Source organism: Micromonospora sp. ATLC20 (assembly GCF_057196585.1).
The window spans coordinates 1-20,158 of the sequence record NZ_JBXUOV010000017.1 but is presented as its reverse complement, the minus strand read 5'-3'; the positions used below and the strand labels follow the sequence as shown (position 1 = coordinate 20,158).

The 20,158-nt window shown below is 74.3% G+C and carries 20 protein-coding genes, 1 pseudogene and 1 riboswitch; of the genes and pseudogenes, 2 read left to right on the top strand and 19 right to left on the bottom strand.

Features of this window, described 5'->3' with window-relative positions:
• Nucleotides 1–10: 10 nt before the first annotated feature.
• The 12 genes from AC2CHG_RS06300 to rpe form a co-directional block, all read right to left on the bottom strand.
• Complete coding sequence (locus AC2CHG_RS06300) at nucleotides 11–484, bottom strand: PH domain-containing protein (protein WP_194802848.1); 474 nt, start codon at nucleotides 482–484, stop codon at nucleotides 11–13.
• Nucleotides 481–1,443, bottom strand: a complete 963-nt coding sequence (locus tag AC2CHG_RS06295) for a DMT family transporter (RefSeq protein WP_484524347.1) — start codon at nucleotides 1,441–1,443, stop codon at nucleotides 481–483. Before AC2CHG_RS06295 ends, AC2CHG_RS06300 begins: the two co-directional genes overlap by 4 nt.
• Nucleotides 1,440–2,285 (bottom strand): ATP phosphoribosyltransferase, encoded by an 846-nt coding sequence (hisG, locus tag AC2CHG_RS06290; RefSeq protein WP_262015704.1) that lies wholly within the window; start codon nucleotides 2,283–2,285, stop codon nucleotides 1,440–1,442. Before hisG ends, AC2CHG_RS06295 begins: the two co-directional genes overlap by 4 nt.
• Before the next feature lie 43 nt (nucleotides 2,286–2,328).
• On the bottom strand, nucleotides 2,329–2,592 hold the full coding sequence (locus AC2CHG_RS06285; protein ID WP_013285536.1) for a phosphoribosyl-ATP diphosphatase: 264 nt from the start codon (nucleotides 2,590–2,592) through the stop codon (nucleotides 2,329–2,331).
• A gap of 64 nt (nucleotides 2,593–2,656) precedes the next feature.
• Entirely contained in the window at nucleotides 2,657–3,349 is a 693-nt protein-coding gene (locus AC2CHG_RS06280) for an alpha/beta fold hydrolase (RefSeq protein WP_262015705.1), read from the bottom strand.
• A gap of 25 nt (nucleotides 3,350–3,374) precedes the next feature.
• Complete coding sequence (gene ribH, locus AC2CHG_RS06275) at nucleotides 3,375–3,872, bottom strand: 6,7-dimethyl-8-ribityllumazine synthase (RefSeq protein WP_091424378.1); 498 nt, start codon at nucleotides 3,870–3,872, stop codon at nucleotides 3,375–3,377.
• 4 nt (nucleotides 3,873–3,876) lie between these two features.
• Nucleotides 3,877–5,142 (bottom strand): bifunctional 3,4-dihydroxy-2-butanone-4-phosphate synthase/GTP cyclohydrolase II, encoded by a 1,266-nt coding sequence (locus AC2CHG_RS06270; protein ID WP_194802851.1) that lies wholly within the window; start codon nucleotides 5,140–5,142, stop codon nucleotides 3,877–3,879.
• Nucleotides 5,139–5,834 (bottom strand): nicotinamide riboside transporter PnuC, encoded by a 696-nt coding sequence (gene pnuC, locus AC2CHG_RS06265; RefSeq protein WP_366619389.1) that lies wholly within the window; start codon nucleotides 5,832–5,834, stop codon nucleotides 5,139–5,141. The genes AC2CHG_RS06270 and pnuC overlap by 4 nt, the downstream gene beginning before the upstream one ends.
• On the bottom strand, nucleotides 5,834–6,445 hold the full coding sequence (locus AC2CHG_RS06260) for a riboflavin synthase (RefSeq protein ID WP_402808480.1): 612 nt from the start codon (nucleotides 6,443–6,445) through the stop codon (nucleotides 5,834–5,836). Before AC2CHG_RS06260 ends, pnuC begins: the two co-directional genes overlap by 1 nt.
• 1 nt (nucleotide 6,446) lies before the next feature.
• Complete coding sequence (gene ribD / locus AC2CHG_RS06255; RefSeq protein WP_135239441.1) at nucleotides 6,447–7,508, bottom strand: bifunctional diaminohydroxyphosphoribosylaminopyrimidine deaminase/5-amino-6-(5-phosphoribosylamino)uracil reductase RibD; 1,062 nt, start codon at nucleotides 7,506–7,508, stop codon at nucleotides 6,447–6,449.
• 165 nt (nucleotides 7,509–7,673) lie between these two features.
• Nucleotides 7,674–7,846: riboswitch (FMN riboswitch) on the bottom strand.
• A 74-nt stretch (nucleotides 7,847–7,920) separates the two neighbouring features.
• On the bottom strand, nucleotides 7,921–8,877 hold the full coding sequence (locus AC2CHG_RS06250) for a GGDEF domain-containing response regulator (protein WP_194802855.1): 957 nt from the start codon (nucleotides 8,875–8,877) through the stop codon (nucleotides 7,921–7,923).
• 1 nt (nucleotide 8,878) lies between these two features.
• Nucleotides 8,879–9,559, bottom strand: a complete 681-nt coding sequence (rpe, locus tag AC2CHG_RS06245; RefSeq protein ID WP_402808475.1) for a ribulose-phosphate 3-epimerase — start codon at nucleotides 9,557–9,559, stop codon at nucleotides 8,879–8,881.
• A 261-nt stretch (nucleotides 9,560–9,820) separates the two neighbouring features.
• Between rpe and AC2CHG_RS06240 the strand changes: the two genes are divergently transcribed.
• Nucleotides 9,821–10,708, top strand: coding sequence for a septum formation family protein (locus tag AC2CHG_RS06240; protein WP_262015709.1), 888 nt, complete (start codon nucleotides 9,821–9,823; stop codon nucleotides 10,706–10,708).
• 75 nt (nucleotides 10,709–10,783) lie between these two features.
• Nucleotides 10,784–11,674, top strand: a complete 891-nt coding sequence (locus AC2CHG_RS06235; protein WP_484524346.1) for a septum formation family protein — start codon at nucleotides 10,784–10,786, stop codon at nucleotides 11,672–11,674.
• Between the two features lie 43 nt (nucleotides 11,675–11,717).
• On the opposite strand, the gene AC2CHG_RS06230 is transcribed toward AC2CHG_RS06235, so the two are convergent.
• The 7 genes and pseudogenes from AC2CHG_RS06230 to AC2CHG_RS06200 all read right to left on the bottom strand — a co-directional run.
• Nucleotides 11,718–13,466: a M28 family metallopeptidase gene (locus AC2CHG_RS06230; RefSeq protein ID WP_484524345.1), complete on the bottom strand. Its 1,749-nt coding sequence runs from the start codon at nucleotides 13,464–13,466 to the stop codon at nucleotides 11,718–11,720.
• A gap of 236 nt (nucleotides 13,467–13,702) precedes the next feature.
• Entirely contained in the window at nucleotides 13,703–15,352 is a 1,650-nt protein-coding gene (locus AC2CHG_RS06225) for an RsmB/NOP family class I SAM-dependent RNA methyltransferase (RefSeq protein ID WP_484524344.1), read from the bottom strand.
• Nucleotides 15,349–16,275, bottom strand: a complete 927-nt coding sequence (gene fmt / locus AC2CHG_RS06220; protein WP_194802937.1) for a methionyl-tRNA formyltransferase — start codon at nucleotides 16,273–16,275, stop codon at nucleotides 15,349–15,351. Before fmt ends, AC2CHG_RS06225 begins: the two co-directional genes overlap by 4 nt.
• Before the next feature lie 5 nt (nucleotides 16,276–16,280).
• Entirely contained in the window at nucleotides 16,281–16,841 is a 561-nt protein-coding gene (def, locus tag AC2CHG_RS06215) for a peptide deformylase (protein WP_043324943.1), read from the bottom strand.
• Between the two features lie 42 nt (nucleotides 16,842–16,883).
• Entirely contained in the window at nucleotides 16,884–18,146 is a 1,263-nt protein-coding gene (locus AC2CHG_RS06210) for a cytochrome P450 (RefSeq protein WP_484524343.1), read from the bottom strand.
• Nucleotides 18,147–18,239: 93 nt separating this feature from the next.
• Complete coding sequence (locus AC2CHG_RS06205) at nucleotides 18,240–19,220, bottom strand: AAA family ATPase (RefSeq protein WP_366619374.1); 981 nt, start codon at nucleotides 19,218–19,220, stop codon at nucleotides 18,240–18,242.
• Between the two features lie 229 nt (nucleotides 19,221–19,449).
• A pseudogene (locus tag AC2CHG_RS06200) lies at nucleotides 19,450–20,158 on the bottom strand (primosome assembly protein PriA); the annotation flags it as partial.

Sequence of the window (20,158 nt, the reverse complement as noted above, 5' to 3'; positions counted from 1 at the left end):
GGCTCGCAGGTCAGCGGGGTGCCGACTGGCCGGCGGACAGCGCCGCCAGGTGCGCCTGGTGCAGGCGGCGCAGCGCGCGCACCGCCTCGACCGCGCTCTCCTTGTCGGCGGCCTGCAACGCGACCATCGGCAGCAGGTCGTCGTCGTGCAGCTCCAGGCTGGCCCACGGTGCGCCCCGGTCGAACCGGACACCGCGGACGACCTCCCACGGCAGCTCGTACGAGCTGAACACGTTGCGCACCCGGACGCCCTTGGCGTCGGCGATCACCCGGGGGCGGGTGAACAGCAGGAAGCCGAGCGCGCCGAAGACACCCAGGCCGATCATGGCGAACTGGTCGCCGCGCTGGAACGTGCCGTAGCCGTTGCCGGTGGCGCCGGTCAGCGACGTCGCGACGAGGCTGAACACCACGATCAGCGTGACGGCCGACACCCAGCAGACGACCCGGACGCGGCGGGGTCGCACGGTCACCACGGAATCGCTCACCCGACCAGTCTGCCATCCGGTTCACGCGCGCCTTCGGCCGCCACACGGTCCGGGCCGCGCCGGCGCAGGCCGGTGACCACCACGGCGAGCAGCGTGAGCAGGGCGCCGGCCAGCACCGGCAGCCGCACACCGGGGCCGCCGGGCAGGATCAGGTCGAGCAGCAGCGCGCCGCCGAGCTGCCCGGCCACCAGCGCCAGGCCGGTGCGCAGCACCCCGGCGGCGCGTACCCCGACCAGCAGCGAGAGCACGATGCCGACGCCGAGCAGGCCGCCGACGTAGAGCCACCACTGGCCGGGCCAGCGGGGCTGACTCGCGAGCGCGCCGGTGAGCGCCGCGACCGCGCCGATCACCACGGTGCTGACCGCGAAGTTGACGGCGAGCCCGGCCGCCGGGCCGACCGACGCGGCGACCCGCCCGTTGAGCGCGGACTGCGTCGCCACCGCCAGCCCGCCCAGGACGCAGAGCAGCACCAGCCCGACCGCCAGGTCGCCGACCGGGCGGCCGAGCTGCGCCAGCGCGACAGCGCCGACGCCGAGCACCGCCCCGCCGACCCGGGGCACTGTGAGCGGCATCCGGCCGGTCGCGGCCAGCCCGGCCCGGTCCACCGCGAGGCCGCCGAGGCTGCCGCCGGCCACCTGGGCGATGGTGAACACCGCCACCCCGAGCACCGGCACCACCACCGGCGCGACCAGCACGATCACCGCACCGCCGACCCCGCCCAGGTACGCCCACCACGGCAACCCGGAGCGGCGCAGCCCGGCCAGTCCGGCGCGCATCGAGGGCAGCGCCACGATCCCGGCCAGCACCAGCAGGCAGCCGCCGAGGTTGTTTACCACCGCGCCGAGAACCGGGGCACCGGTCCGCTCCCCCATCTCGGCGTTGACCGCGCCCTGGGCGGCCGACGCCACGCCGCCGGCCACCACCACGGCCAGCGCGGCCGGGAGCGGCAGCGGCTTCACAGCCGGCAGGCGTGGATGTTGGTGACCAGGATCGCGCGGGCGCCCAGCTCGTACAGCTCGTCCATGATCCGGTGCACGTCGTCGCGGAGCACCATCGCCTGCACCGCGACCCAGCCCTCCCGGTGCAGCGGCGAGACCGTCGGCGACTCGATGCCCGGGGTCAGCGAGCTGGCCCGGTCCAGCAGACCGGCCGGGACGTCGTAGGCGAGCATCACGTACCGGCGGGCCACCAGGACCCCGTGCAGCCGGCGCTGCAACTGCTCCTGCTGCGCGCCGCCGGTCGCGCCGGCGCGGCGGACCAGGACCGCCGAGGAGCGCAGCAGCGGCTCGCCGAAGACCACCAGGCCGGCCTGGCGCAGCGTCGCGCCGGTCTCCACCACGTCGGCGACCACGTCGGCCACGCCGAGGCGGATGGCGTTCTCCACCGCGCCGTCCAGGCGGATCACGTCGGCCTTGACGCCCAGCTCGGCCAGGTGCCGCTCGACCAGACCCGGGTACGCGGTGGCGATGCGGTGCCCGCCGAGCTGCTGGACGGAGGCCACGTCGTCGGGCCGGGCGGCGAACCGGAAGGTGGCCCGTCCGAAGTTGAGGTCGACGATCTCCTCGGCCGGCGCGCCGGAGTCGATCAGCAGGTCACGGCCGGTGATGCCGACGTCCAGGTCGCCGGAGCCGACGTAGGTGGCGATGTCCTTGGGGCGCAGGTAGAAGAACTCGATGTCGTTGGCCTCGTCCCGGCAGACCAGGTCCTTCGGGTCGGTGCGCTGGCGGTAGCCCGCCTCGCGCAGCATCTGGGCCGCCGACTCGGCCAGGGCGCCCTTGTTGGGTACTGCGACACGCAGCATGGGAGTGCTCCTTCGTTCGATCGGATGATCAGCGGACGGGCACTCACAGATGTCGGTAGACGTCCTTCAGTTCCAGGCCGGTGGCGAGCATCAGCACCTGCGCCTGGTAGAGCAGCTGGGAGATCTCCTCGGCGGCCCGCTCCGGGCCCTCGTGCTCGGCGGCCATCCACGACTCGGCCGCCTCCTCGACGACCTTCTTGCCGATGAAGTGCACGCCCTTGGCGAGCGCCTCGACCGTGCCCGAGCCCGGGGTGCCGGCGGCGGCCTTGGCCTGCAGCTCGGCGAACAACTCCTCGAACGTCTTCACGGAAGGCGATTCTTCCAGCCGCCCCGGGTGAGCACGCCCACCGGGTCCACCCGCGTCGTCCGGCTCACCTGGGCAGCGCGGCGAGGAAGTCCCGCACCGCGGTGGCGAACTCGGCGGGGCGCGCGGCCGGCACCGCGTGACCGGCCTCGACTGTCACCAGGCGGGCGGCGGGGATCCGGGCCGCCATCCGCGCCAGCTCGTGCTGCGGCAGGTGACTGGCGGGACCACCGGCCACCACCAGGGTGGGCGCAGTGATCTCGGTCAGCTCCTCCCACCACGTGGGAGGCGGGGCGTTGAGTTCCGCGACGACCGCTTCGCGGGCGGCCCAGTCATAGGGCAGCGGGCCGGCCGGCCGAGGTGGCAGCCGCAGGCCGAGCGGCACCGGTGGCGGCGGTTCGACGAGCACCAGCGCCGCCACCCGGTCCGGATACGCCCGGGCGAACAGATGGGCCGCCACCGCCCCCGAGGAGTGGCCCAGCATCACGACCCGGGGCAGCGCCAGGGCGTCCAGAAACGCCAGCACGTCGTCGCGGACCAGTTCCAGCGAGTAGGCGCCGGCAGGCCCGGTCGCGCCGTAGCCGCGCAGGTCGGGGGCGTACGTGCGGGTGGCCGAGCCGAGCGCCGCCGCGAGGGCGGCCCAGGTCTCCCCCGATCCGGCGCCGCCGTGCAGCGCCACGAGTGGGCGGCCGTCGGCCCGGCCCCAGGTCCGGTACGCCATCCGCAGCCCCGGCAGGTCCGCGTACCCGATCTCCGTCACCGCGGCAGTCAACCACAGCGGTGGGTCAGGCGAAGCCGACCCGGTGGGCGGACTGGGCGTCGAGGGCGCGGACGGCCAGGGCGGCGTCCAGCGCTGCCACCGTCGCCGACCAGCCCTTGTCCTCGGCCGAGCCGGGCAGCCCGGCCCGGTCCCGGGCCTGCTCGATGGTGTCGACCGTGAGCACACCGTGCGCCACCGGCTTGCCCTCGTCCAGCGCCACCCGGGTCAGCCCCTCGGTGACCGACTGGCAGACGTAGTCGAAGTGCGCCGTCGCGCCGCGGACCACCACGCCGAGCGCGACGACCACGTCGAAGCGGCGGGCCATCGCCTGGGCCACCACCGGCAGCTCCACCGAACCGGCCACCCGGGCCACCACGGCCCGCGCCCCGCACGCCTGCGCGGCGGCCACGGCCCGCTCGGTCATGTGGTCGGTCAGGTCGCCGTGCCACCGGGCGGCCACCACGCCGACGGTCATCCCGGCGGCGTCCACCGCGGTCACGCCCGGCTCACCGAAACCCGCCATCGCCCTACGCTCCGATCTCGTCACCGGCGACCGGGCGGCCCATCGGCGCCTCGGTCACCTCGTCCAGTCCGTCCAGCAGGTGACCCATCCGGTCCCGCTTGGTGCGCAGGTAGCGCACGTTCTCCGGGTTGGACCGCACCGGCAGCCCCTCCCGGCCGGTCACGGTGAGGCCGTACCCCTCCAGCCCGGCCCGCTTGGCCGGGTTGTTGGTCAGCAGCCGCATCGACCGGACGCCCAGGTCGTAGAGGATCTGCGCGCCGGTGCCGTAGTCGCGGGCGTCGGCCGGCAGGCCCAGGTCGAGGTTCGCGTCCACGGTGTCGCGGCCCTGGTCCTGGAGCTGGTACGCCTGCAGCTTGTGCAGCAGGCCGATGCCCCGGCCCTCGTGCCCGCGCACGTAGAGGACCACGCCGCGCCCCTCCTGGGCGACCCGGGCCAGCGAGGCCTGCAACTGCGGCCCGCAGTCGCAGCGCAGCGAGCCGAACACGTCGCCGGTGAGGCACTCGGAGTGCACCCGCACCAGCACGTCCCGCCCGTCGCCGAGGTCGCCCATGACCAGCGCGACGTGCTCGGCCGGGTCGTGCTCGGCGCGGTAGCCGAGCGCCTTGAACACGCCGTACGGGGTGGGCATCCGGGCCTCGGCGGCCAGCTCGACCTGCTTCTCGGTACGCCGCCGGTGTGCGATCAGGTCCGCGATGGTGACGAGCGTGAGCCCGTGCTCGGCGCAGAACTTCTCCAGGTCGGGCAGGCGCATCATGGTGCCGTCGTCGTTCACCAGCTCGCAGAGCACCCCGGCCGGGCGCAGCCCGGCCATCCGGGTCAGGTCCACCGCCGCCTCGGTGTGCCCGGGACGGCGCAGCACCCCGCCGGCGCGGGCGCGCAGCGGCACCACGTGGCCGGGCCGGGCCAGGTCGGTCGGGCCGGTGGCGGCGTCGGCGAGCAGCCGGATGGTGTGCGACCGGTCGGCGGCCGAGATGCCGGTGCTGACGCCCTCCCGGGCGTCCACCGTCACCGTGTACGCGGTGCCGCGCCGGTCCTGGTTCGTGTGGTGCATCGGCGGCAGGTCGAGCCGGTCGCACTCGTCCTCGGTCAGCGGCACGCAGATGTAGCCGGAGGTGTACCGGACCATGAACGCGACCAGCTCCGGGGTGGCCAGCTCGGCCGCGAAGATCAGGTCGCCCTCGTTCTCGCGGTCCTCGTCGTCGACCACTACCACCGGACGCCCGGCGGCGATGTCCGCCACCGCCTGCTCGATCGAACCGAACGTGCTCATGCCACGGCCTCCGAGTACGTCGCCGGGATCGGGGCGGGCGCGGTCGCGACGGCCCGGGAGGTGCGCCACCAGCTGTACAGGCCGGCCGCGCAGAACGCGCCGTAGACCAGGTACATGGCGGCCGACGGGTAGAAGCCGCCGCGCAGCAGCAGCGGTACGCCGACCGCGTCGACGGCGATCCAGATCAGCCAGAACTCGACCCAGCCGCGGGCCATGCCGTACGTGGCGAGCAGGCTGCCGACCAGGATCCAGGCATCAGGCAGCGGCCCCCACGAGCCGAGCGCGGCGAGCACCGGGTAGGCGGCGGCGGTGCCGGCGGCGGCGGCGACGAGCAGGCCGAGCCGCTCCGGCCAGGTGGCCCAGCGCGGCACCACGGCCGGCTCGTCCCCGCCACCGGCGCGCCGGTTGCGCGACCAGCGCCACCAGCCGTACACGCTGACGGCGAAGAAGAAGACCTGCCGGCCGGCCTGGCCGTAGAGGTCGTGCGCCTGCGGGGTGACGAAGACGCCGCCGAGGAACACGGTGAGCAGCAGCGCGTTGCCGATCATCCCGACCGGCCAGGCCCAGACCACGCGGCGCAGCCCGAGCAGCGCCGAGCCGAGCCCGAAGACGTTGCCGACGATCTCCCGGACCAGCACCGGCGAGCCGGCCACGTGCACCTGGGCGTCGAGCAGCCAGCCGAGCGGGCCCATCACCGCGCACCCCCCGCGCTCCGGTCGCCGAGCAGCCGCTCGACGTACTTGGCCAGCACGTCGACCTCCAGGTTGACCGGGTCGCCGACCTGCTTCGTGCCGAGCACCGTGAGCTTCAGCGTGGTGGGGATCAGGCCGACCGAGAACCAGTCGTCGCCCGCCTCGGCGACGGTCAGGGACACGCCGTCGACGGTGATCGAGCCCTTCTCCACCACGTACCGGGCCAGCCCGGCGGGCAGCCGGAACCGGACCGTCTCCCACTGCGCGGCCGGCTCCCGGGCGACGATCTCGCCGACGCCGTCGACGTGGCCCTGCACCAGGTGGCCGCCGAGGCGGCTGTTCAGCGCGGCGGCCCGTTCCAGGTTGACCGGGTCGCCGGGGCGCAGCGCGCCGAGCGCGGTACGGCGCAGCGTCTCGCCCATCACGTCGGCGGTGAACACGCCGCCGTCGACGTCGACCACGGTGAGGCAGACGCCGTTGACGGCGATGGAGTCGCCGTGCCGGGCGTCCGAGGTGACGAGCGGGCCGCGGATGGCGACCAGCGCGGAGTCGTCGCCGGTCTCGGTGCTCCGGACGATCTCGCCCAGTTCCTCGACGATGCCGGTGAACATGTCAGCCCTCCCTCTTCCGGGGCAGCGCGGTGATCCGCAGGTCGGGACCGACCCGCGTAACGTCGGTGATCTCCAGATCGATGGCGTCGGCGATGGTGCTCACGCCGGCGTCGAGCAGCGCGGTCGGGCCGGCGCCGAGCAGCTTCGGCGCCACGTACCCGACGATCTTGTCGATCAGGCCGGCGGCGAGGAACGCGCCGGCCAGCGTCGGCCCGCCCTCCAGCAGCGCGGCCCGCACGCCGCGGTGGTGCAGCTCCGCCAGCAGCGCCGCCAGGTCGACCCGGCCGTCCGGCCCGGCGCCGACCTCAGCGGCGGTCGCCACCCAGGTGCGGGCGGCGCCGTCGCGGACCCGGGCGTCGGCCGGGGTACGCCCCGAGCTGTCCACCACCACCCGCAGCGGCTGCCGGATGGCCAGGGTGCCGTCGCGCAGGTTGCGCGCGGTCAGCCGGGGGTCGTCGGTGAGCACGGTGCCCACGCCGGCGAGCACCGCGTCGACGGTGCCGCGCAGCGCGTGCACGTCGATCCGGGCCGCCTCGGAGGTGATCCACATGCTGGTGCCGTCGGCGGCGGCGGAACGCCCGTCGAGCGTGGCCGCGTACTTCCAGATCACGTACGGCCAGCCGCGGCGCATCGAGGTGAGCCAGGCCACGTTGCCGGCCTCGGCCTCCTGCGCGCGTACCCCGAGAGCGACCTGGACCCCGGCGGCGCGCAGCGTGGCGGCGCCGCCGGAGGCGACCGGGTTGGGATCGGGCACGGCGATCACCACGCGGGACACCCCGGCGGCGATCAGGGCGTGGCTGCACGGGCCGGTGCGGCCGGTGTGGTCACAGGGTTCCAGGGTGACCACAGCGGTGCCGCCGCGGGCGCGCGTGCCGGCCTGGGCCAGCGCGACGATCTCCGCGTGCGGGCCACCGGCGTACGCGTGGAAGCCCTCGCCGACGACCTCGCCCTCGGTGTCGAGCAGCACGCAGCCGACCACCGGGTTGGGGCTGGTGGTGCCGAGGCCGCGCGCGGCCAGTTCGATGGCACGACGCATCGCCTCGTCGACGGAGACGCTCGCCATGGCCGCCTGTCCTCCCGCTCGCCGGTCGCGCGCGGGCGGTTCGGGAGCAGCGGCAGGAAGCCGCGGACACGCGGCGGCGGGAACCCGGGGACGGCGACGCCGACCCCGGGGAGCCCACGCGGCGGCTGAGGGTGCTCAGCGGCCGGCAGGGGCCTCCCCCGTTCCGCGCGCTGTCTCCCATCCGGACTTTCTGGGGGCGGACGAGCCGCACCCCAACCGTCGGCCCCGGATTCTCACCAGGTCCACCGTCCGGCCGAAGCCGTCCGGGTCGCGGGCTTACCACGGTCGGACCGTGGATCACCGCCGGTTCGGAATTTCACCGAGCCCCGCCAGCGCGTGGTGGGTATACGGGAAGTCTTACACGTTCCGCCCGGGCGCGCGCCACAGAGGCGAGCTACCTCACAGGACCGCCTCAGGTGACGCCGCGCCGGCGGTCCACCGCCACGTACGAGCCGGGCTGGCTCTTGGCCACCGTCTTCATCTCCGAGGCCACCGCGATCGCCTCCAGCGGGTCGGTGAACCGTTTGCCGGAATCGGACAGCGACACGCCGATGGAGAGCGTCACCAGCGCGGCGCGGCGGATGTTGCCGCGCCGGTCCTTCAGCTCGACGAAGCCGCGTTCCCGGTCGGTGGCGTCGTAGAGCGCGTCCGCGGCCTTCTCGAAGTCGACGACGGCCCGGCTGGTCAGCGGCCGGACCTGGCTGGGGGCGCAGACGATGACGAAGTCGTCGCCGCCGACGTGGCCGAGGAACGCCGGCGGCATCCCGATCGACACCACCGCCCGGTGCAGGCTGCGGGCCAGCGCCGAGATGAACTCGTCGCCGCGCACGAAGCCGTACCGGTCGTTGACGCTCTTGAACCGGTCGATGTCGATGTAGCCGACGGCGTAGTCGACGCCGTTGCGGACCCGATCGCTGATCTCCCGCCGGATCCGGCTGTTGCCGGGCAGCCCGGTCAGCGGCGAGACCTCCCGGAACTCCTTGTTGCGGCGCAGCGTGGAGTTGACCCGGGCCACCAGTTCCAGCGTGTCGAACGGCTTGACCAGGTAGTCGTCCGCGCCGACGCTGAGCCCGTTGACCTTGTCCTGGGTCATTCCCTTGGCGGTCAGCATGATCACCGGCAGGGCCGAGGTCATCGGGTCTGCGCGCAGCCGCCGGGTCAGTTCCAGCCCGTCGATGCGCGGCATCATCAGGTCGACCACGGCGAGGTCGGGCCGCTGCCGCTCGATGACCTCCAGCGCCTCCTGGCCGTCGGCGGCGTGCAGCACCTCGAAGCCGTGCAGGCGCAGGTTGAACTCGACGAAGCGGGCGATGTCCTCGTCGTCGTCGACGACGAGGATCACGTCGGGTCGCTCGCCGGCCGGGTCCATCTCAGGCCCCGGTCATCGCGCGTTCCGCCAGGCCCCGCAGGCGGCGCACCGCCTCCGCGGGATCGTCGGCGCCGTAGACGGCGGTGCCCGCGACGAACGCGTCGGCGCCGGCCGCGGCGGCCTGCTCGATGGTGTCCGCGGCGATGCCGCCGTCGACCTCGATGCGCAGTTCCAGGTGCCCGCTGTCGACGTGCCGGCGGGCCGCGCGCACCTTGTCCAGCAGCTGCGGCAGGAACCGCTGGCCGCCGAAGCCGGCCTTGATCGTCATGATCAGCAGCGTGTCGAAGCTCGGCAGCAGCTCCAGGTACGGCTCGATCGGGGTGTCCCGGTCGATCGCCAGCCCGGCCTTCGCCCCGGCCGAGCGCAGGTCCTTCGCCAGCGCCACCGGGTCGTCGCACGCCTCGGCGTGGAACGTGACGTTGTACGCCCCGGCGTCGGCGTACCCGGGCGCCCAGCGGCGCGGGTCCTCGATCATCAGGTGCACGTCGAACGGGATCCCGGTGACGGCGCGCAGGCTCTGCACCACCGGCAGCCCGATGGTCAGGTTGGGTACGAAGTGGTTGTCCATGACGTCGACGTGCAGCCAGTCGGCGGCGGGCTCCACGGCACGGACCTCGTCGGCGAGGCGGGCGAAATCGGCGGCCAGGATGCTGGGCGCGACGATCAGCGGCGGTACGGTCACGGGGCCAGTGTACGAACGCGGTGATCCGGAGGTAGCGGCACGGCTCCCGGAGCGACCAGCGGTGATCCTTCCGTCACCCGCGGTGCACCATCCGGCCGTCCGGAGAGAAAATCGGCACGAATAGTCGCCGGTGACTGGCCGATCGATTGAAAGATGACGAAACTCCTACAGGGACGGTCACGTATGCTGCACGCCCGGGCGCGGGGGACGCCGGTCGGGCCTATGACGACCGGCTGTCATCTCTCCCGGAAGGGGCGGACGATGCGACGGTGGCTCCACGTGCTCGCGCTGGCCGGCGCCGCGACTGCGGTGCTCGCGGGTTGCGCCCAGGTGCATCGGGCCGACGGCGACCTGATCGACGACTGGGCGGCGCTGCCGGTACCGCAGCTGTTCGTCCCGGCGACCGAGGCCTGCCTGCCCCGGCTGAGCACCGTGGTGGCCGCCGCCACCTACGAGACGGTCAACTGCGCGGGCAGCCACCTGGCCGAGACCGTGCACGTCGGCCGGTTCACCGGGCCGGCGGCGCAGGGCGTACGCCCGGAACCCGGCTCACCGGCGCTGCGTACCGCGCGCGCCGAGTGCGACCAGCGGGCCCGGGAGATGATCGGCGGGGACTGGCGGGCCGCCCGGCTGACGCTGAACATCGCTCTGCCCACCGTCACCGCCTGGACGTCCGGCGCCCGCTGGTTCCGCTGCGACCTGGCCGAGACCGACAGCATCGACAACACCCGCCCGGTCAACCGGGTCGGCAGCCTGCGCGGCGCGCTCGTCGGCGACAACCCGCTGGTGCACAGGTGCTTCGACCCGAAGCTGATCGGCCAGAACCTCAACTACATGGCACCGGTGCTGTGCACCGAACCGCACCGCGCGGAGTTCGTCGGCGTGTACGAGGAACGCGACATGAGCTGGGCGGAGTTCACAAAGGGCGCGCCCGCCACGCACCGGCGCTGCATGACGCTGATCGCCGCGTTCGCCGAGGTGCCGGACAACGCCGAGCTGCCGTACCGGGCCGGGTCCATCTTCTACCCGCCGTCACAGCGGGAGTGGGAGGAGGGCGACCGGGGCGTGCGCTGTTTCCTGTGGAGTGACGACCGCAAGCTGAACCGATCGGTGCGCGGCGCCGGCCCCGAGGGACTCCCGGTCACCTGATCGGCTGCCGTATGCTCCACCGCCGAGGCGTACCGGGTGACCGGACGGCGCCGGATGCGGGGGAGGTCGGTCGGGATGCGGCGATGGCGGGTGGCGGTCACCGTGGGCGCGGCGCTGGCGCTGGCGCTCGGCGGCTGTGCCGCGCCGGCCGGAGTGGACCGGGACCTGGTCGACGACTGGCCCGCGTTCGCCGCGCCGGTCGGGTTCGTGCCGAAGTCCGGCGCCTGTCACCCCACGGTCGCCGACGTCGGCTACCTCAGCGGCTACCAGCCGGTCGACTGCGCCACCCCGCACCGCACCGAGACGCTGCACGTGGGCACGACGACCGGCGCGGAGGCGGAGCGTTCCGCGCCGCCGCGTACCGGCTCGGCGGGGATGCGTGCCGCGCACGCCGAGTGCGCCCGCCAGGTCACCCGCGCCGTCGGCGCGGACTGGCGCTCCGGGCGGCTGCGCCTGGCGGTGGTCTTCCCGTCGGCGCTCGCGTGGTCCGGCGGGGCCCGCTGGTACCGCTGCGACGTCGCCGAGATCGGCGATCTGGACGAGGGCGCCGTGTCCCAGCGCACCGGCAGCCTGCGGGGGGCGTTGAAGCCCGGCTCGAAGCTCGCGCTCGGCTGCTTCAACCCGAAGCTGAGCAAGGACGAGGTGCAGTCGATGCGGCCGGTGGCCTGCACCAGCAAGCACCACGCCGAGTTCGTCGGCGTCTACCAGGCGCCGGACATCAGCTACGCGGAGTTCGACCGCACGCCGCTGCGCGCGCACAAGGCCTGCCGCGGCCTGATCGCCAAGTACGCCGGGCTGCCGAACGACGGCAACATGCAGTACCGGGCCGGCACCATCATCTATCACCCGTACGAGGAGCAGTGGCGCGACGGCGACCGGGGCGTGCAGTGCTTCCTGTGGGTCTCCGGACGGTCGCTGACCCGCTCGGTCAAGGGCGCGGGCGCCAAGGCGCTGCCGATCAACTGAGAACCGGGCGGGGCGGGCCGGCGCCCACCCCGCCCGGTACCGCTCAGCCGACCTGCAGCGTCACGTCGTCCACGACGAAGCTGGTCTGCAGCGAGGAGTCCTCGACCCCGGTCCACTTCAGCGTGACCGTCTGACCGGCGTACGCGGCCAGGTTGAAGGTGCGCTGGGTGTAGCCGGTGGCCTTGTTCAGGTTCGAGTACGTGGCCAGCGTGGTCGAACCGACCTGCACGGTGAGCTTGTCGTACGCGGTCGAGGTGGTCGTCTCGGCCGAGTCGATGTGCAGCCAGAACGAGAACGTGTAGCTGCTGCACCCGGCCGGCAGCGTGACCGACTGGGACAGCGTTTCGGTACGCGAGGAGCCGTACCCGTTCATCCACGCCTTGTACGACCCGGTGCGGGCCGCCTGGCTGGAGCTGTTGGTGATCACGCCGGAGCTGGCCGTCCACGGCGTGGTGCCGGACTCGAAGCTGCTGTTGCCGATCAGCTGCCCGCCGGTGCAGCCGCCGCTGCCGCCGGTCACGGTGATCGTGTAGCCGGCGGTGCGGGTGGCCGAGCCGGTGCCGGTCACGGTGAGCGTGAACGTGCCGGTGGTGGCCGTCGACGAGGCGGTGACGGTCATGGTGGCCGAGCCGCCCGAGGTGACCGAGGACGGGCTGAAGCTCACCGAGACGCCGCTCGGGGCGCCACTGGCGGACAGCGCCACGGTCTGCGCGCTGCCGGCGGTGGTGGCGGTGCTGACCGTGGCGGTGGTGGAGCCGCCCCGGGCGACGCTGCCGGAGGTGGGGCTCACCGAGACGGAGAAGTCGTTTGTCGGCGTGCCGCCGCCGACCGCGAGCTGCCAGATCGCGTACGCGACGCCGTCCGCGGCCCGGTTCAGGATGGTCGTGTTGATGTTGCTGGTGTTGTCGCAGGAGCGGTGGTAGCACCCGTCGTACGCCGCGCCCGCGGTGCCGCCCCACTTGCTGGCCTGCGCCGAGGTCTTGGTGTAGCTGGCGCCCGCCGCGTAGCCGGAGGTCTGGATGCCGGCGTTGGCGAACGAGTAGTCGTCGGAGCGGCCCTGCCCCTCGGTGTTCTCCTCCGGCGAGATGCCGAACGAGTCCCAGTACGCCTTCAGCGGCGCGGCGGTGGCCGAGGTGATCCGGTTGATGAAGTACCCGCCGTTGGGCGAGCCCACCATGTCGAAGTTGTAGTAGCCCTTGATGTAGCCGCGCTGGGTGGAGCTGAGCTGGTTGACGTAGTGCTTGGACCCCTGCAGGCCCTGCTCCTCGCCGTTCCACCAGGCGAACCGGACCCGCTTGGTCATGGTCGGGTTCTGCGCGGCCAGCACCAGCGCGTTCTCCAGCAGCACCGACGAGCCGGAGGCGTTGTCGTTGATGCCGGGGCCGGCGGCGACGCCGTCCAGGTGGGCGCCGAACATGACGACCTGGTCGGACGGGCCCTGCGGCCACTCGGCGATCAGGTTGTTGCCCGGGTAGGTGCAGGTGGAGCAGTTCTGCTCGGTGACCGTGTAGCCGGCGGCCTGGAGCTTGCCCTTGACGTAGTTGACCGACGCCGTGTAGCCGGCCGAGCCGGCGCGCCGGTTGCCGCCGTTGCTGGTGGCGATGGAGTTGAACTGGGTGAGGTGGGCCTGGATGTTGCTCAGGGAGACGTCCGGCGCGGCGAGCGCGGCGGCGGCCGGGGCGGGGGCGACGGCCGGAGCGGGCGCGGCGGAGGCGGTGCCGGCCAGGCTCGCCGTCGTCAGGGTGGCGACGAGGGCGAGCGCGAGGCTCGTGGTCGGCGTTCTGCGTCTCATGGAGACTCCTCGTGGGGGTTCGGCGGGCGGGGGTGCCGGGACCGGTGATCGGAACAGTTACATGTATCGATCGCACAGTCAACGGGCTGTCACATCCCACCGGCCCCCTCCCCCCACCGGGATGCCGCACACGCTCCATCCCTCCCCATTTCTCCCATGACGATCAAGGAGTTCGTGTCCGGGGCGCGGCGGCCCCGGGGACACGAACTCCTTGATCGACTGCAAAGAGGGGTGGGTCAGACCCGGCGGAGGACCGCCAGGAACATGGCGTCGGTGCCGTGGCGGTGCGGCCAGAGCTGCACCGTGGGACCGTCACCCAGGCCCGGCATGCCGGCCGGCAGCAGCGGCCGCGCGTCGACGAAATCGACGCCGAAACCGCACCGCCGGGCCGCCTCGGTCACCGTCACGTGCGTCTCCACCACGTGCGGCGAGCAGGTCACGTACGCGACCAGGCCACCCGGCCGGGCCGCCCGCAGCCCGGCGGTCAGCAGTTCCCGCTGCAACCGGGTCAGCGGCGGCAGGTCCGACGGCTGGCGGCGCCACCGCGACTCCGGACGGCGGCGCAGCGCGCCCAGCCCGGTGCACGGCGCGTCCACGAGCACCCGGTCGAAGTGCCCCTCCGGCAGCTTCGGGTCGCTGCCCACACTGCGTCCGTCGGTGTGCAGCACCGTCACCGGCAGCCCGCGGGTGGCCTGCTCCACCAGTCGTGCCCGGTGCTCGGCCACCTCGACCGCGGTGAGCCGGGCACCCCGGATCGCGGCGAGCGCGCCGAGCAGGCCCGACTTGCCACCCGGACCGGCGCACAGGTCCAGCCAGCGGCCGTCCGGGCCGTCCAGCGGCGCCACCGCCAGCGCGTCCGCCACCAGCTGGGAACCCTCGTCCTGCACGTGCGCGCGGCCGTCGGCCACCGCCGGCAGGTCACCCGGCGCGCCGCCGGGCAGGTAGACCGCGTACGGCGAGAACGCGCCGGGCGCGCCGCCCACCTCGTCGGCCAGCACCACCGGATCGGCCAGCCCCGGCCGGGCGCACAGGTGCACCGGCGGGCGCTCGTTGTCCTCGATGAGCAGCCGGGTCGTCTCCCCCATGTCGCCGCCGAGCGCCTCGGCGAACGACCGCACGATCCACTGCGGATGGCTGTACGCGAGCGCGAGGTGCCCGATCGGATCGGTCTCCTGCGCCGGGGCGAGCTTCCCCACCCAGGCGTCGGCGTCCCGGGTGGTGATCTCCCGCAGTACCGCGTTGGCGAACCCGGTGGCGCCCGGCCCCACCGACCGGACAAGGTCCACAGTGGAGGACACCGCGGCGTGCGCGGGCACCCGGGTGTGCAGGATCTGGTACGCCCCGAGCCGCAGCGCGTCGCGCACCGGCGGGTCGATGCGCTGCACGTCCCGCCCGGCCGCGTCGGTGACGATCGCATCCAGCGTGCCGGTGTGCCGCAGCGTGCCGTAGGTCAGCTCGGTGGCGAACGCGGCGTCCCGGCCGGTCAGCCCGGCCTCGCGCAGCATCGCCGGGAGCACCAGGTTGGCGTACGCGTCGTCGCGGTGCACCGCCGCGATCGCCTCGTACGCGATCTGCCGGGGCAGGTCGACTGCCGGACGGACCGGACGCCCGCTCCGCCGGTCCCCACCGAACCGGTCGCCGCCACGCCGGTCGCCGCCGGGCCGGTCCCCGCCCCGCCGGTCGCCGCGCTCACGGTCACCGCCGAACCGGTCGCCGGCACGGCGGTCCGCGGCGGGCCGGTCGGAACGCTGCCGGGCGCCGCGCTCACGGTCACCGAACCGGTCGTCGCCCCGGCGCTCGCCGCCGGGCCGGTCGCCGTGCTCACGCGCGTACCCCCCGGGACGCTCGCCCTCGACGGGCCGGTCCGGGCGCTGCGGCCCCGTCACGCGAACACCTCGCCGGCGGTGACCCGGGCGCCGCGCGCCCAGTCGCCGGCGGGCATGGCCTTCTTGCCGGCGGCGCGCACCTCGCCGAGGCGCACCGGCGTGGTGGCGGTGCCGACGAGCACACCGGACTTCTCCACGTGCAGCTCGCCCGGCTTCAGCTCCGGGCCGTCGGGCAGCGGCGTGACCGGGCCGAGCTTGACCCGGTCGTCGCGGAACGTGGTCCACGGGCCGGGCGCGGGTGTGCAGGCGCGGATGCGCCGGTCCACCGCGAACGCGGGGTCGCCCCAGCGGACCCGGGCGTCCTCCACCGTCAGCTTCGGGGCGAGCGAGACGCCGTCGGCCGGCTGCGGCACGGCCCGGGCGGTGCCGGCGCCGATCGCGTCGAGCACGGCGACAAGCAGCCCGGCGCCGGAGTGCGCGAGCCGTTCCAGCAGGTCACCGGAGGTGTCGGCGGGCCGGATCTCGTCGGTGACGGTGCCGTAGACCGGGCCGGTGTCCAGCCCCGCCTCCAGCTCGAAGACGCTGGCCCCGGTCAGTTCGTCGCCGTGCAGCACGGCGTGCTGCACCGGCGCGGCGCCGCGCCAGGCGGGCAGCAGCGAGAAGTGCAGGTTGATCCAGCCGTGCCGGGGGATCTCCAGCGCGACCGGCGGCACCAGCGCGCCGTAGGCGACCACCGGTACGCAGTCCGGCGCCAGCTCGCGCAGCCGGTCGAGGAACTCCGGCTCGCGCGGACGGGCCGGGGTGAGCACCTCGACGCCGTGCGCGTCGGCCCACGCGCCGACCGGCGAGCGGACCAGTCCCCGGCCGCGCCCGGCCGGGGCGTCGGGGCGGGTGACCACGGCGAGCAGCTCGTGCCCGGAGGCGGCGATCGCGTCCAGGGCGGGTACGGCGACGGCCGGCGTGCCGGCGAAGACCAGGCGCATCCGGGTCACCGCCCCAGACCGAACGGGTTGCCGGCGGCGTGCGGGCTGAGCTTGACCGTCGGCGGGGCGGCCTGGTCGTACCACTCGGCCTGGCGGATCGCCTTCATCGCCTCCTTGCGGCCGGCCGGGTCGAGCCGGTCGACGAAGAGCACGCCGTCGAGGTGGTCGGTCTCGTGCTGCACGCAGCGGGCCATCAGGCCGGTGCCGACGATCTGCAGCGGGTCGCCGTAGCCGTTGAAGCCCTTGGCGATCACGTTCTGCCGGCGCTTGGTGTCGAAGTAGAGCCCGGGGATGGACAGGCAGCCCTCCGGGCCGTCCTGCTCCTCCTCGTCGGGGAACTCCAGCACCGGGTTGACCAGGTGGCCGAGGACGTCGTCGACGTCGAAGGTGAACACCCGCAGGCCCACCCCGAGCTGCGGCGCGGCCAGGCCGGCGCCGCTCTGCTCGCGCATCGTGTCGGTCAGGTCGGCGATCAGCTTGCGCAGCTCGGCGTCGAAGTCGACGACCGGGTCGGCCGGCGTGCGCAGCACCGGATCGCCGAACAGACGGATGGGCTGGACGGTCACTCGGCGTGGCTCCTTGTCTGGGTCGAACGATGCGCGTCCAGTCTACGGAGTCGGCCCGGCCGCCCCGGGTCGCGTACCGGGAACGGTGACCGGGGCCGCCTCCCGCCCCACGGTCACCGGCAGCGTGGCGTGACCACGCAGGGTGAGCCGGACCCGCCGCTCGGGCCGGCCCGCCACCGCCAGCCCGGGCAGCCGGCGCAGCAGCAGCGGGAACGCCACCTGCGCCTCCAGCCGGGCCAGCGCCGCACCGAGGCAGTAGTGCGGCCCGGCGCCGAAGGAGAGCGGCGCGATCTGCGCCCGCCACGGGTCGAAGCGGGCCGGCTCGGGATAGCGGCGGGGATCACGGTTGGCCGCGCCGAGCAGCACGATGACCCAGCTCTCCGGCGGCAGGTCGACGTCGCCGTAGCGGGACGGCGCGGTGCTCATCCGCGAGGTGAGCTGCACCGGCGAGTCGTAGCGCAGCAGCTCGTCGACGTAGGCGGGGGCGAGGTCGGGCCGGTCGCGCAGCGCCGCCGCGACGCGCGGATGCTCCAGCAGCGCCACCAGGCCGTTGCCGAGCAGGTTGGTGGTGGTCTCGAAACCGGCCACCAGCAGCACGATCAGGTTGGCCAGCAGTTCGTCGCCGGAGAGCCGGTCGCCGCCGTCGTGGGCCTGGACCAGCGCGGTGGTGAGGTCGTCGGCCGGGGCGCGGCGGCGGGCCGCCACCAGCTCGGTGAAGTAGTCCCGCAGCTCGGTCGCGCCGCGGTCGGCCACCGCCAGCTCGTCGGCGGTGATCTCCGGTTCGAGCACACCGGTCAGGTCGGTGGCCCAGCGCCGGAACAGCGGCCGGTCCGCCGCCGGCACGCCGAGCAGCGCGCAGATCACGCCGACCGGAAGCGGGTACGCGAACGCGGCCATGAAGTCGACCGGCCCGTCGGCGGCGAGCATCGCGTCGACCAGCTCGTCGGCCTGCGCCCGCACCACGTCGCGCATGGCGGCGATCCGGCGCGGGGTGAACGCGCCAGCGGCCAGCCGGCGCATCCGGCTGTGGTCGGGCGGGTTGGTGCGCAGCATCGACCGGGAGATCGACAGCACCGCCGGGCTCTCCCGCCAGCCCGGCATGAACTGGTCGCGCAGCGCGTCGTCCATCACACCGAAGCGCGAGTCGCGCAGGATCGCGTCGGCCTCGGCATAGCCGGTGACCACGTAGAGGACCGGCCCGGCCTGGACCACCGGGCCGTGCGCGCGCAGCCGCTCGTAAGTCGGGTAGGGGTCGAGACGACCCTCGGGGGACATCAGCAGCGCGAGCGCGTCGGTCGGATCCACGATTCCGCCTCCCCAGGCATCGGAGGCCTTCATCATGCTCCGGCCCGCCGGATCGGTGAACCCGCACCGGCGAGGTGGCGGTGCCCCCGGCGGTCAGGCTCCGGCGCCCGGCTCCCCGGCTAGCACCGGGCCGCCACCGAGCAGCGCGTGCTCCGGCAGCGGCAGCGTGATGCCGTGCGCGTCCTCCCAGTCGTGGATGAGCCCCGGGCGGGCCTGCGCGGTGAAGAAGTCGACGGCGCTGATCCCGCCGACCACCGGCTCGTCCACCTCGGCGACCAGGCGGGCCGCGACCATCGGCAGGCCGGCGCGCACCGCGGCGCTGAGCCGCCGGTGCCCGTCGACGACGAAGAAGTACTCGCCGGTGTAACCGATGCTCAGCGGCTCCGGCTCGCCGTCGCTGTCGGCCGCCCCGGCGGCGGCGTCGGCGTCCCAGAGGCCGCGCAGCGTCGACACGTCCTCGGTGGGGTACACCCGGTTCGGGTCGAGCAGCAGCAGCGGCCGGCCGGCCCGCAGCACGTCCGCGCCGAGGCGGCCCTCGTAGACGTCGATGACGTGCGCGATGACCTGCTCCGGGTCGGCCCGGGTGGTGTCGCAGACCAGGTCGTAGTTGCGCAGGCGGGCCTTGTCGACGCCGTACCGCACGATGAACCGGCCGCGCTCGCTCTCGCTGCGCTCGCGCAGCTTGGCCCGCGCCTCCTCCAGCGAGGTGTAGCTCTCGGCCGGGCCGGACGGGCGGGCCAGCACGCGCCGGGCCGCCTCGGTCGGCTCGGTGATCATGTGCACCTTGAGCGCGTCGGTGAAGAAGTGCCAGGCCAGCCGGGAGTCCATGACCAGGGACTCGCCGGAGGCGGCGATGTCGCGCTGGAGCTGGTCGACGTACCCGTCGACGGCCTGGTCCAGCTCGGCGTGCAGGTTGAGCTGGAGGGCGGTCATCTGCCGCTCCTGGGCCATCTGGCGGTAGAGGTCGCCGACGCTGACCCGGCGCAGCCCGAGCCGCTTGGCGATCTCGACCGAGACGGTGCTCTTGCCACTGCCGAGGTCACCGTTGAAGACGATCGACTGACGAACGGTCACGACTGGTCCACCCCTGCTCACCGGCTGACTGACGACATCGAATCCGAGTCGGCCCGACGTGCTCTGGCACCCGCCGCGCCGCGTCCCGCGCGGGAAAACCGCGCGGCTGGGCATGACGGGCGATGCTATCACCGCCCGCTACTCGATTGCCGGACCAGGTGTGCGGCAAACCCCAGGTCACGACCGTGCGCGAGGGTCCGCGTGCGCACTGTCACGCGGACGCGTCCGATCAGAACAGAGTGAGCGGGTCGACCTGGAGCCGTACCGGGTCGGCCGCCTTGCGGGCGCTGCGCTGCCCGGCGGCGGCGTGCAGCGCCTCGGCCATCGCGGCGGCCCGGGACCGGGGCACGCGGACCAGCATCCGCTCCCGGCCCTCGTCGGCCGGCACCGGGCCGAGCACCTCGGCGTCGCCCGGCAGCCGGGCGCCGGCGAGCAGGTCGGCCACCGCCTCGGCCACGCCGGTGACACTCGCCATCCGTACCGCCGGAGGGAAGCCCAGCTCCCGCCGCTCGGCCAGTTCCCGGGCCGCGAACCAGGCGGAGTCCCACCGCAGCAGCGCCTGCACCGGGGCCAGCGCGCCGTCGGCGACCACCACCACCCGGCCACCTGCCGTACCGGGCCGGGCCAGCGCGGCGGCGGCCATCCACCGCCGCAGCGCCTCCTCGCCGGCCCGCAGGTCGGCCCGGGTCAGCAGCGCCCACGAGTCCAGCAGCAGCACCGCGCCGTAGCCGCCCTCGGCGACCGGCTCGGCGCCCGGTGTGGCGATCACCAGCCCGGCTCCGCCCGGCACGCTCGCCAGCACCTCCTCCCGCCCGGAGGTGCGCACCGGCACGCCGGGGAACGCCCGGCCCAGTTCCTCGGCGGTCCGCCGGGCGCCGGTCACCGAGGCGCGCAGCCGCCGCCCGCCGCACTCCGGGCAGGCGTACGCGGCGGCCACC

What these genes read in the sequence shown, in the direction of transcription:
- AC2CHG_RS06240 (WP_262015709.1), top strand. Translation starts at nt 9,821, where the DNA reads ATGCGACGGTGGCTCCACGTGCTCGCGCTGGCCGGCGCCGCGACTGCG.
- AC2CHG_RS06260 (WP_402808480.1), bottom strand. Translation starts at nt 6,445, where the DNA reads ATGTTCACCGGCATCGTCGAGGAACTGGGCGAGATCGTCCGGAGCACC.
- AC2CHG_RS06230 (WP_484524345.1), bottom strand. Translation starts at nt 13,466, where the DNA reads ATGAGACGCAGAACGCCGACCACGAGCCTCGCGCTCGCCCTCGTCGCC.
- pnuC (WP_366619389.1), bottom strand. Translation starts at nt 5,834, where the DNA reads ATGGGCCCGCTCGGCTGGCTGCTCGACGCCCAGGTGCACGTGGCCGGC.
- ribD (WP_135239441.1), bottom strand. Translation starts at nt 7,508, where the DNA reads ATGGCGAGCGTCTCCGTCGACGAGGCGATGCGTCGTGCCATCGAACTG.
- hisG (WP_262015704.1), bottom strand. Translation starts at nt 2,285, where the DNA reads ATGCTGCGTGTCGCAGTACCCAACAAGGGCGCCCTGGCCGAGTCGGCG.
- AC2CHG_RS06250 (WP_194802855.1), bottom strand. Translation starts at nt 8,877, where the DNA reads ATGGACCCGGCCGGCGAGCGACCCGACGTGATCCTCGTCGTCGACGAC.
- ribH (WP_091424378.1), bottom strand. Translation starts at nt 3,872, where the DNA reads ATGGCGGGTTTCGGTGAGCCGGGCGTGACCGCGGTGGACGCCGCCGGG.
- fmt (WP_194802937.1), bottom strand. Translation starts at nt 16,275, where the DNA reads ATGCGCCTGGTCTTCGCCGGCACGCCGGCCGTCGCCGTACCCGCCCTG.
- AC2CHG_RS06270 (WP_194802851.1), bottom strand. Translation starts at nt 5,142, where the DNA reads ATGAGCACGTTCGGTTCGATCGAGCAGGCGGTGGCGGACATCGCCGCC.
- AC2CHG_RS06235 (WP_484524346.1), top strand. Translation starts at nt 10,784, where the DNA reads ATGCGGCGATGGCGGGTGGCGGTCACCGTGGGCGCGGCGCTGGCGCTG.